Annotated in this window: 4 protein-coding genes and 3 pseudogenes; 2 read left to right on the forward strand and 5 right to left on the reverse strand. The window is 75.3% G+C overall.

Going from position 1 to position 10,224, the window contains the following annotated elements:
• A pseudogene (locus EBM89_RS21430) lies at positions 1-1,127 on the reverse strand (hypothetical protein); the annotation flags it as partial.
• 624 nt (positions 1,128-1,751) lie between these two features.
• Between EBM89_RS21430 and EBM89_RS17745 the strand changes: the two are divergent.
• Positions 1,752-4,466 (forward strand): annotated as a pseudogene (locus tag EBM89_RS17745) (cation-translocating P-type ATPase); the annotation flags it as partial.
• 597 nt (positions 4,467-5,063) lie between these two features.
• Here the strand turns inward: EBM89_RS17745 and EBM89_RS17750 are convergent.
• The 3 genes from EBM89_RS17750 to EBM89_RS17760 all read right to left on the reverse strand — a co-directional run bounded on the left by EBM89_RS17750 (position 5,064) and on the right by EBM89_RS17760 (position 8,684).
• Positions 5,064-5,864, reverse strand: a complete 801-nt coding sequence (locus EBM89_RS17750; RefSeq protein WP_122150968.1) for an SDR family NAD(P)-dependent oxidoreductase — start codon at positions 5,862-5,864, stop codon at positions 5,064-5,066.
• A 67-nt stretch (positions 5,865-5,931) separates the two neighbouring features.
• The gene (locus EBM89_RS17755; RefSeq protein WP_122150970.1) at positions 5,932-7,701 is read right to left on the reverse strand and encodes a glycoside hydrolase family 15 protein; all 1,770 of its coding nucleotides are present in this window, start codon (positions 7,699-7,701) and stop codon (positions 5,932-5,934) included.
• A gap of 89 nt (positions 7,702-7,790) precedes the next feature.
• A complete protein-coding gene (locus tag EBM89_RS17760; protein WP_305038154.1) occupies positions 7,791-8,684 on the reverse strand; it encodes an SDR family oxidoreductase in 894 nt (297 codons plus the stop codon).
• 420 nt (positions 8,685-9,104) lie between these two features.
• Between EBM89_RS17760 and EBM89_RS17765 the strand changes: the two genes are divergently transcribed.
• Positions 9,105-9,683, forward strand: coding sequence for a hypothetical protein (locus tag EBM89_RS17765; protein WP_147463608.1), 579 nt, complete (start codon positions 9,105-9,107; stop codon positions 9,681-9,683).
• A gap of 60 nt (positions 9,684-9,743) precedes the next feature.
• Here EBM89_RS17765 and EBM89_RS21435 read toward each other — a convergent pair.
• Positions 9,744-10,224 (reverse strand): annotated as a pseudogene (locus EBM89_RS21435) (hypothetical protein); the annotation flags it as partial.

Genomic DNA, 10,224 nt, shown 5'->3' on the forward strand with positions numbered 1-10,224 from the left:
GCCGTCGCGGGCGGCACCGTGCCGAGCGGGCGCAGCGCCAGCACGGCACCCAGCGCCCCGACCGCCGCGCCCACCCCGAGCACCACCGCCGCCTCCGCCGCCGCCCACGCCGCCGCCCGGCCGACCGTCACACCCCGCGACCGCAGCAGGGCGGTCTCCGGACCGCGGACCTCGACCAGCAGGCGCGCGAGCTGGCCCAGCACGACGAGGCCGACCAGCACCGCGAGCAGCGCCGCCGACGTCGACACACCCCGCACGGCGGTGAGCGCCCGGTCCACCGACCCGAGGGTCGCGTGGAGCACCCCCTCGGCGGCGACGCCCTGCCGGTTGACCGCGCCGTCCTCGTGCAGCACGTCCACCACGCCGCCCAGGGCGTCGCGGAGCGCGGGCAGCTCGGCGGGCGTCAGGGCATCCGGGTCGGGGACCAGCGTCCACCGCACCAGCACGAGGGCGGGCACGGAGGGCAGGTCGGCGTCCCGGAGCAGGAACGGCCCCGCGACTTGCCCGTCCGTGCCGTCCAGCACGACCGGGTCGCCGAACCAGGCGGGGTCCGTGGGGTCGTCGGGCTGCCACAGCGCGGCGACGCGCACCGTGAGCGGGACGGACCGCGAGTCCCCGGCGAGCACGACCTCGTCCCCGACCGCCAGACCGAGCACCGCCGCCGCGTCCGCCGCCAGGGCCGCCGGGACCGGGGCGCCCGGCCCAGGGTCGGCGTCGGCGGGCCAGGTCCCCTCGACCACCGTCGCGCGCTCCGCGAGGGCCTCGTCGGACCCCGCCACCACGGCGCCCAGCGGGGAGCCGTCGGCGTCCGTCGCCGCCAGGCTCAGGGAGCGCGCCGTCGGGTGCACCGCGACCGGCAGGTCACCCAGCGTCGCGGCCAGCACCTCGTCCGCCGCGGCGCGCTGCCCGGCGGGGTCGGCGTCGTCCAGCCGGGTCCGCACCTGCAGCGACGCCGCCTGCGGGTCGGCGTCCCGCAGGGCCGCGGTCAGGCCCTCCCGCGCGGCGATGCCGACGTACCCGAAGGTCCCCGCCAGGGTCGCGGCGACCAGCGCCGCCAGCAGCCCGACCAGCGCGAGCAGTCCCGCCTGGGCGCGCGCCCGACGGCGCAGCAGGCGACCCGGGTGCACGCGCGCGTCACCTCCAGGTCGCCGACGGGGGCGGGATCCACGCCGACGCGGGCCCGGCGGCATCCTGCCACCGTCCGGCACCCGCCGGGGGCGGAACGCGCGGCCCGGACGACGACGACCCCGCGGCGCGGGGCCGCGGGGTCGTCGGGTGCTCGCCGGTCGGTCGGGCGGGCCGGGTCGGTGTGCCACCCGGTGCGGAGGGCACCGAGCGGCACTGCTGGCGACGCGTCAGATGCGCACGCGCCGGGGATTGCTGACGGTCGTCCAGGACACGTCCTCGAACTGCTGCTCGGCCGTCTGCTGGTCGTTCGTCCCCATCTCCATGACCCTCGCCCCCCTCGTCGGTTCCGGACTGCCATCCTGCGTGCCGTCCCCCGTCCGCGCACCCCCTGCGGGTGAACTCCACGTAAAACTTCGCCCGACGCGATCACCCGCGCGGCGGTAGCGTCGGCTCGTGCGCCGCGCCCGTCCGGCGTAGGCCCTTCCTCCTACGAGGTCGGGGGAAGTGCCGTGGCATCCCGCGCGCGACCCGTTCGCGGATGCCCGGCGAGGGTCCTCACCAGGGCCGTCGCCACCAGCGTGCGTGCCACCATGGCGGGGTAGCCGATCAGTCAGAGGTGTGACATGACGACTTCCGCCCTCACCGACGTCCCGCCGCGCCCGGACGGCCCCGCCGACGCCGCGCCGCGGCCGTACGCCGAGCCGCCCGAGGCCGTGCTCGCGGCGCTGCGCTCCGACGCCGCCGGCCTGCCCGTCGTCGAGGCCGAGCGCCGGCTCGCGGAGCACGGCCCGAACCGGCTCCCCGCCCCGCCGCGCCCCGGCTGGCTGCGGCGCCTGCTGAGCCACTTCGACGACATCCTCATCTACATCCTGCTGGCGTCGGCGGTGCTCAAGGCGATCCTCGGCGACTGGGTCGACTTCAGCGTGATCCTCGCCGTCGCCGTCATCAACGCGGCCATCGGCTTCCTGCAGGAGGGCCAGGCGGAGCGCGCCCTCGACGGCATCCGCACCATGCTCTCCCTCGACGCCCAGGCGCGCCGGGACGGCGAGTGGCAGGTCGTCGACGCCGAGACGCTCGTGCCCGGCGACGTCGTGCGGGTGCGGTCCGGCGACCGGGTGCCCGCCGACCTCCGTCTCATCGAGGCGACCAACCTCCAGGTCGAGGAGGCGGCGCTCACCGGCGAGTCCGTCGCCGCGGTCAAGGACGTCACCGCGGTCGGCGCGGACGCGGGGGTCGGCGACCGGACCTCGATGCTGTACTCCAGCACCATCGTCGCGGCCGGCACGGGCGTCGGCGTCGTCGTCGCGACGGGCGGCGGCACCGAGATCGGGCGCATCCAGTCGCTCATCGCCGAGGTCGACCACCTGGACACGCCGCTGTCCCGGCAGCTCGCGAAGTTCGGCAAGACGCTGTCGCTCGGCATCCTCGGCATGGCCGCCGTCATGCTCGTCATCGGGCGCCTCATCCACAGCTGGGACCTGCCCGACCTGGTGTCCGCGGCCATCGGCTTCGCGGTCGCCGCCGTCCCCGAGGGCCTGCCCGCGCTCGTCACCGTCACGCTCGCGCTCGGTGTGCAGCAGATGGCCCGGCGCAACGCCATCACGCGCAAGCTCACCGCCGTCGAGGCGCTCGGCTCGGTCACCACCATCTGCTCCGACAAGACGGGCACGCTGACCAAGAACGAGATGACGGTCCGCACGGTCGTCACCACCGCCGCCACGTACGCGGTCGGGGGCCTCGGCTACGCGCCCGAGGGCCGGGTGACGCTCGACGGCGAGCACGCCACCCTCGACGCCCACCCCGACCTGCGGGCCCTGGTGCACGCCGCCGCGTCCTGCAACGACACCCGCGTGGTCCAGGACGGCGCGCAGTGGCGCGTGGTCGGCCAGCCCACCGAGGGCGCCATCGCGACGCTCGCCCTCAAGACCGGCATCGACCTCGGCGGCGTGGAGCGCCTCGCGGTGCTGCCCTTCGAGTCCGCCACCAAGTACATGGCGACCCTCGACCAGGTCCGGGGCGCGGGCACCCGCGTCCGCGTGGTCGGCGCCCCGGACCAGATGCTCGACCGCTGCACCCACCAGCGCGCCGCCGACGGCACCCTCGAGCCGCTGGACCGCGCCCGCTGGGAGGCCGTCATCGAGGAGCTGGGCGGCCAGGGGCTGCGCACCCTCGCCGCCGCCGAGCGCCCCGTCGAGGACGGCACCCGCACCCTCGCGCCCGAGGACGTCGAGCACGACCTCACGTTCCTCGGCATGTTCGGCATCGTCGACCCGCCGCGGCCCGAGGCCGTGCGGGCCATCGCCGACTGCCACCGCGCGGGCATCCGGGTCAAGATGATCACCGGCGACCACGTCGGCACGGCCACCGCCATCGCGCGCGAGCTCGGGATCGTCGCCGAGGACGGCGACGTGCACGCCCTCACCGGGGCCGAGCTCGAGGCGATGACCCAGGAGCAGCTGCGCACCCGCGTGCGCGACGTCGACGTCTTCGCCCGCACCAGCCCCGAGCACAAGATCCGGATCGTGCGCGCCCTGCAGTCGCACGGCGAGGTCGTCGCGATGACGGGCGACGGCGTCAACGACGCACCCGCGCTCACCCGCGCCGACGTCGGCATCGCCATGGGCATCAAGGGCACCGAGGCCACCAAGGAGGCCGCCGACATCGTCCTGGCGGACGACAACTTCACGACCATCGAGCGCGCGGTCGAGGAGGGGCGGCGGATCTACGACAACATCGCGAAGTCCGTGGTGTTCCTGCTGCCGACCAACGGGGCGCAGGCCCTGGTCATCCTCGTCGCCGTGGCCTTCGGGTTCACGCTGCCGCTGTCGCCCGTGCAGATCCTCTGGGTCAACCTCGTCACCGCCGTCACGCTCTCGCTCGCGCTCGCCTACGAGCCCGCCGAGGACGGCGTCATGTCGCGGCCGCCGCGCCGCACCGGCGGGTCCGTCATCTCCCGGCGCTCCCTGCGGCACGTCGTCGTGGTCTCGCTGCTCATCGGCGGTGCGACGCTCGCGGTGTTCTTCATCGAGCGCGAGCGGACGAGCTACGCCGTCGCCCAGACCACCGCCGTGGCGATGCTCGCCCTCGGGCAGCTCGCCTACCTGTTCAACTGCCGGTTCCTCGGCCAGTCCAGCCTGACGTGGCGGGTGCTGCGCGGGAACCGCGTCGTGTGGATCGCGACCGGCGCGCTGCTCGCCCTGCAGGCGCTGTTCACCTACGTGCCGTTCATGAACCGGTGGTTCGACTCCGCGCCGATCTCGCTGCGCGAGTGGTCCCTCACCCTCGGGTTCGCGATCCTGGTGTTCCTGCTGGTCGAGGGCATGAAGGCCCTCGAGCGCGCGCTCACCGGGCAGCGGGGCGCCGCCCGCGCGCGCACCGCGCACGAGACCGACGCCGACGCGGTCGCGCTCGACGAGGCCGCCGCGCGCCTGCCCGAGCTGGTCGCCGCCGCGGCCGTCGGGCGGACGGTCACGCTCACCCAGGACGGGCGGGCCGTCGCCCAGCTCGTCCCGCCGCGCGAGACCGCCCGCCGCACCACCGGGCGGCCCGTCGGCACCACGACCCGGGCGGCGGACACCACGGCGATCCAGCTCGAGCCGCCGGTGCTGCTGGGGGCGGCCGCCGCTCCCGGGGACGGCCCCGACGGCTCCGCGGCCGTGGAGCCGTCGGGAGCGCCCGAGGTGACCCGGCGCTCGACGCTGCCGGCTGCTCCGCCCGCCCCGTCCCCGGAGCCCGCCGCGGCGGCGCCCGCCGACCCGGGCGAGGACCACCCCACCGTCGTGCTCGACCGGGTGCTCGACGGGCCCGCGCCCGAGGCACCGTCGGCGCCGACGCGGCGCACGCTGCGCACCGGGACGACTCCGACGGAGCCCGTGGACCGGCTGACCGGCCCGGACGCCCCGGAGGGCGAGTCGGAGCGGTAGGGCCGGGTCCGGTCAGATCGTCGCGACCGACCCCGCGTCCACCCGGTAGTTCGACCCGTTGACGAAGCTCGCGCGCTCCGAGACCAGGAACGCGATGACGGCCGCGACCTCGTCGGGCTCACCGCGGCGCTTCAGGGCCATCAGCGGCCGCTCCTCGTCGAGGAACGACCGGATCGCCTCGTCGCGGTCGGTGCCGCGCTCGTCGGCGCGCTTGTCCATCATCGCGTCGGTCATCGGCGTCGCGACGAACGCCGGGGACACCGCGTTCACGAGCACGCCCTCCGGCCCGTAGGACTTCGACAGCCCCTTCGCGAGCGAGAGCACGCCGGCCTTCGCCGCGCAGTACGGCAGCTCGTCCACGTAGGGCTGCACGCCGTCCTCCGAGGCCAGCAGCACGATCCGCCCCCGCCCCGCCGCCCGCATCGGCCCGAGCACCGCCCGCACGACGCGGACCGTCGCGAGCAGGTCGATCTCGATCGTGGACGCCCAGCCCTCGTCGTCGATCTCGTGGAACAGGCCCTGCGCGCCGGTGACCCCGGCGGCGTGCACCAGGATCTCCGGGTCGCCGAACGCGTCCCGCGCCTGGGCGACCAGCGCGTCGACCTCGGCGGGCACGGTGAGGTCGGCGAGCACGGGGAGCAGCCGGTCCGGCCCCGCGCCGAGCTCGGCGACGGCGGCCTCCAGCCCCTCGGCCTTCTGGTCGGTGAGCACGACCCGCGCGCCCTCGGCGAGCAGCTCGCGCGCGGTGGCCAGGCCGATGCCGGAGTCGCCGCCGGTGACCAGCGCGATGCGGTCGGTGATGCCCAGGTCCATGAGTCCTCCTCGGTCGTCGGGTGCCGCGGCCGGTGCGGCCGCGGCGGTGTCGTCGGTGTCGTCGTCCTCAGCGCGGCGCGAGCGAGAGCGCCGCCTGGACGAGGGCGAGGTGGCTGAGCGCCTGCGGCAGGTTGCCGAGGAAGTCCCCGGTGCCTGCCTCGACCATCTCGGGCCACACGCCCACGTCGTTCGCGAGCGCCAGCAGGTCCGCCATCCACTCCTCGGCCTCGGCGGTGCGTCCGACGTGCGCCAGCGCGGCCACGCCCCAGAACGCGCACGCCACGAACGTGCCCTCCTCCTGCGGCATCCCGGAGTACCGGTGCAGGAGCGGACCGTCGCCGAGCTCGGCGCGCAGGGCGTCGACGGTCCGGCTCATGCGCTCGCCGGTGTCGAACCCGCTGCGGGCGTGCAGCAGCACCGACGCGTCCAGTGCGTCGCTGCCGGGATGCATGACGTAGGCGCCACGGTCCTCGGACCAGCCGTGCTCGTCCACCCAGGCGCGGATGCGCTCGGCCTCCTGCCGCCACCGGTCCGGCTCTCCGGGGATCTGGCCCTGCTCGGCCAGGTGCACGGCGCAGGTGAGCGCCTGCCAGCAGCCGAGCTTGGAGGACACGTAGTGCCGCTCCTCGGTGAGCTCCCACATCCCGGCGTCCGGGCGGTGCCAGGCGTCGGCGGCCTCGTCGGCGACGGACGCGAGCAGCCGCCCGGTCTCCGCGTCGAGCAGGTTCCCGGCGTCCACGTACCCGCGGACCACCGCGAGGATGTCGCCGTACACGCCGAGCTGCAGCTGGTCGCCGGCCCGGTTGCCGGTGACCACCGGGCCGATACCGCGCCAGCCCGGCACGTCGTGCTCACGCTCCCCGGGCGGCAGGGTGCCGTCGAGCGCGAAGAAGATGTGCAGGCCGTGCTCGCGCAGGGTCCGCAGCGTCCAGGAGATCGCCGCGTGCACCTCCTCGCGCAGCCCGAACCCGATCCACGCGTCCAGCGTGTACGCCGCGTCCCGGACCCACGCGTACCGGTAGTCCCAGTTCTTGCCGCCCGCGCGGCTCTCCGGCAGCGACGTCGTGCCCGCCGCCGCGATGGCGCCGGTCGGCTCGTGCAGCAGCAGCTTCAGCGTGAGCGCGCTGCGCTGCACGGCCTTGCCCCACGGCCCGTCGTAGTGGAACTCGCGGGACCAGCCCTGCCAGTTCTCGATCGTCCGGTCGATCCCCGCGTCGACGTCCTCCGGGTCCGGCAGCATGACCGGCTCGCGCTCGGTGCCGACGACCGCCAGCAGGTGCCGCGACCCGGCGGTCGCCTCGAACGCCCCGGTGCACGCCTGGTCGTCGACCACGGGCGTCGTCCCGCCGAGCGTCCGCACGGCCATCGTCACGCCGTCGGCGCGCAGCACCGCGCCGTGCACGGTGCCCTGCACCCACGGCGAGGCCGAGCCGAGCACCGTGCCGGGCGCGACGCGCCAGGCCATCGGGACCGACCCGCGCACGCCCTCGACCCGGCGCGCGAGCTCGCTCCACGGCAGCCGGCCGGCCACGCCGGTGTTCATCGCGTCCGTGACCCGGACCTCGCCGTCAGCCGTCACGTACGTCGTGACCAGCACGTTCGTGCCGACGACGTACTGCCGACGCACCTGGAACGGCACCGTCGGCGCCAGCGCGACGAACCCACCCTGCTCGGCGTCCAGCAGCGCGGCGAACGCCGGGGGCGTGTCCAGGTCGGGCACCGGGAACCAGTCCACCCGACCGTCGTCGGCCACCAGCGCCACCGTCCGACCGTCGCCCAGCGCCGCGTAGGCGCGCAGGTCCACGGAGCCGTCCGTGCGCGGGGTCGGGTCGCGCAGCTCGTCCGCCGCCGCGTGACCCGACCCCTGCGTGCGCGTGGTGGCGTCGCCGTCCACGTTCCCGAGGCCCGGCGGACCACTGCGGTCCGTCACGGGGTCGGCATCCCCCCGTTGACGTTCAGCGTCTCCCCGCTGACGTAGCCCGACTCCTGCGACGCCAGGTACACGTACGCGGGCGCGAGCTCGGCCGGCTGCCCCGCCCGGCCGTACGGCGTCTGCTCGCCGAACTCCGGGAGCGCCGACGGCGGCTGCCCGCCCGCCGTCTGCAACGGGGTCCAGATCGGTCCCGGGGCGACGACGTTCACGCGGATGCCCTTCGGCGCGAGCTGCTGGGCCAGCGCCTTCGAGATCGTGTTGATCGCCGCCTTCGTGGTGGCGTAGTCCACGAGGATCGGCGCCGGCTGGTACGCCTGGATCGAAGACGTCGTGATGATGCTCGACCCCTTCGGCAGGTGCGGCACGGCCTCCTGCACCAGCCAGAACAGGGCGTGCACGTTGGTCCGGAACGTCTGGTCGAACGACTCCGACGTCAGGTCCGCGATGTCCTCGACGAACTGCTGCCGCCCCGCCACGATCGCGAGGGTGTCGAGCCCCCCGAGCTCGTCCAGCGCGGTGCGCACCAGCGAGCGGGAGTACGCCTCGTCGGCGACGTCGCCCGGCGCGAGCACGACCGTGCGCCCCGCCTCCCGGACGAGCGCGGCGACCGCCTCGGCGTCCTCCTGCTCCTCGGGCAGGTAGCTCAGCACGAGGTCGGCGCCCTCCCGGGCGAACGCGATCGCGACGGCCCGGCCGATGCCGGAGTCCCCGCCGGTGATGATCGCCTTGCGCCCCGCGAGGCGGCCGGAGCCCCGGTACGTGCTCGCGCCGTGGTCGGCCTCCGGAGCGAGGTCCGCGTCGAGGCCGGGGCCGTCCTGGCTCTGCTCCGGCGGCGTCGGCATCGGGTACTGGGCGATCGGGTCCTGGAACGTGTACTGGTCGGTCACGTGGTTGTACCTTCCGCGTCGGCTCCCGGAGGCGGTCGGCGCCCGGCGTGCTGCAGGCGCCCGGGGACCCCCGGGGGGAACGTCGACGCCCGCCGTCAGCGCCGGCGGGCGTCGTCCTCCGCCATCGTCGGACGGGTGCGGCGGGGTCGCAACGGGAGCGCTTCCCGGGACGTGAAGCCCCGGCCCCGCCCACCACCTACTCAGCCCCTGCACGGGAACTACTCAGGGCAGCGCGGTCCCTAACGTCCGGAGGCACTGGTCGCTGCGGCGGCCTCCCACCCGCACCGTCGCTGGAGGTCCCCCGTGTCGCGTCGTCGTTCTGCCCTGCGCGCTGCCCTGGGCACCGCCGGGATCACCTGGTCCCGCCACCGCACCCGACCCACCGCCTGACACCGACACCCACGTCCCCCCGGATACCCGGTGCCCGCACCTGCGCAGGTGCCCGTGTGGCGCGGTGCGCGCCACATCCGCCTGTTCCGCGCCCTCGGACAGGCCCTCGCCCTGACCCTGTGCGCCCTCGGCTGGCTCGTCGTCGCCCCCGCAGAAGCCACCCGCACCACCACCCAGATGCACACCCTCCGCGACACCATCCTCGGCACCGACTACGAACCCACTGGCGTCCCTCCCGGCATCGCCCGGAACCCCTGGTCACTCCGCACCAAGAAAGTGATGAGTGGCCGGTACGTGGTTGCCGGAACTCAAGATGAGGCACTCCATCGCCTCTTCACAGCCGCCGAGCTCACCGACATCGACGAGCCCTCCTGCCTCAGACGCATCGGTCGCAGCAGCTACCTCTGCGACCTCACGCGCAACGGCTTCATCCGCTTCGGCTGGGTCACCATCGGCAGCCGGGCCCCTAGTCCCGGCATCGAGGGAGAACGACTCGTCGTCATCACGTATGCGCTCGGACCCGACGCTGGACCACGGGTCGCCAGAAACGACAGCCCGGACGACTACGAACCACTCGCTCCCCGACCAACGGGACTTCCGCGGGACTGAACGACCGCTGCCCGGCACCGTCGGCCAGGCGCTCGACCGCAGTGCCCGCGCGGCTCCGCGTCAGAGCTCCGTCGGGTCGACCAGGAACCCGGCCATGTCGGCGATCTCCCCGCCGACCTCGCCGTGCACCTCGCGCGCGATCCCGCGCACGACCCGCGCGGCCCGGCCCCGGGCGACGCGGTGCGGCAGCGACGGCCGCTCGGACTCGAGCTCCTCGACGTCAGGCGCCTCCCACCGCACGTGGTACCCGACGACGGCCTCCTGCGCCCAGTCCAGGCCGGACAGCACCACGGGGACGTCCTGCTCGGCGGCGACCTCGACGACCACGATGCCGTCGAGACCGAGGTCGACCTGCACCCCGAACGCCTCGGACGGCGGGGGGTTCTCCCGCATGTACGCGTCGAACGCATCGGCCTCGGCGTGCAGGCGGTGCCGCTCGGCGGCGTCCGCGACGCCGGCCCCGACCCGGTCGCGGGCGGCGAGCGCCGCACCGGCCTGCTCGGGGGTGGCGCGGGGCCGCCGGGGGTCGGGTTCGGGGGCC

This window comes from Cellulomonas triticagri (assembly GCF_003696205.1).
Classification (GTDB): domain Bacteria; phylum Actinomycetota; class Actinomycetes; order Actinomycetales; family Cellulomonadaceae; genus Cellulomonas; species Cellulomonas triticagri.

Coding starts and splice junctions, on each gene's coding strand:
- EBM89_RS17750 (WP_122150968.1), bottom strand. CDS start 5,864: ATGGACCTGGGCATCACCGACCGCATCGCGCTGGTCACCGGCGGCGAC.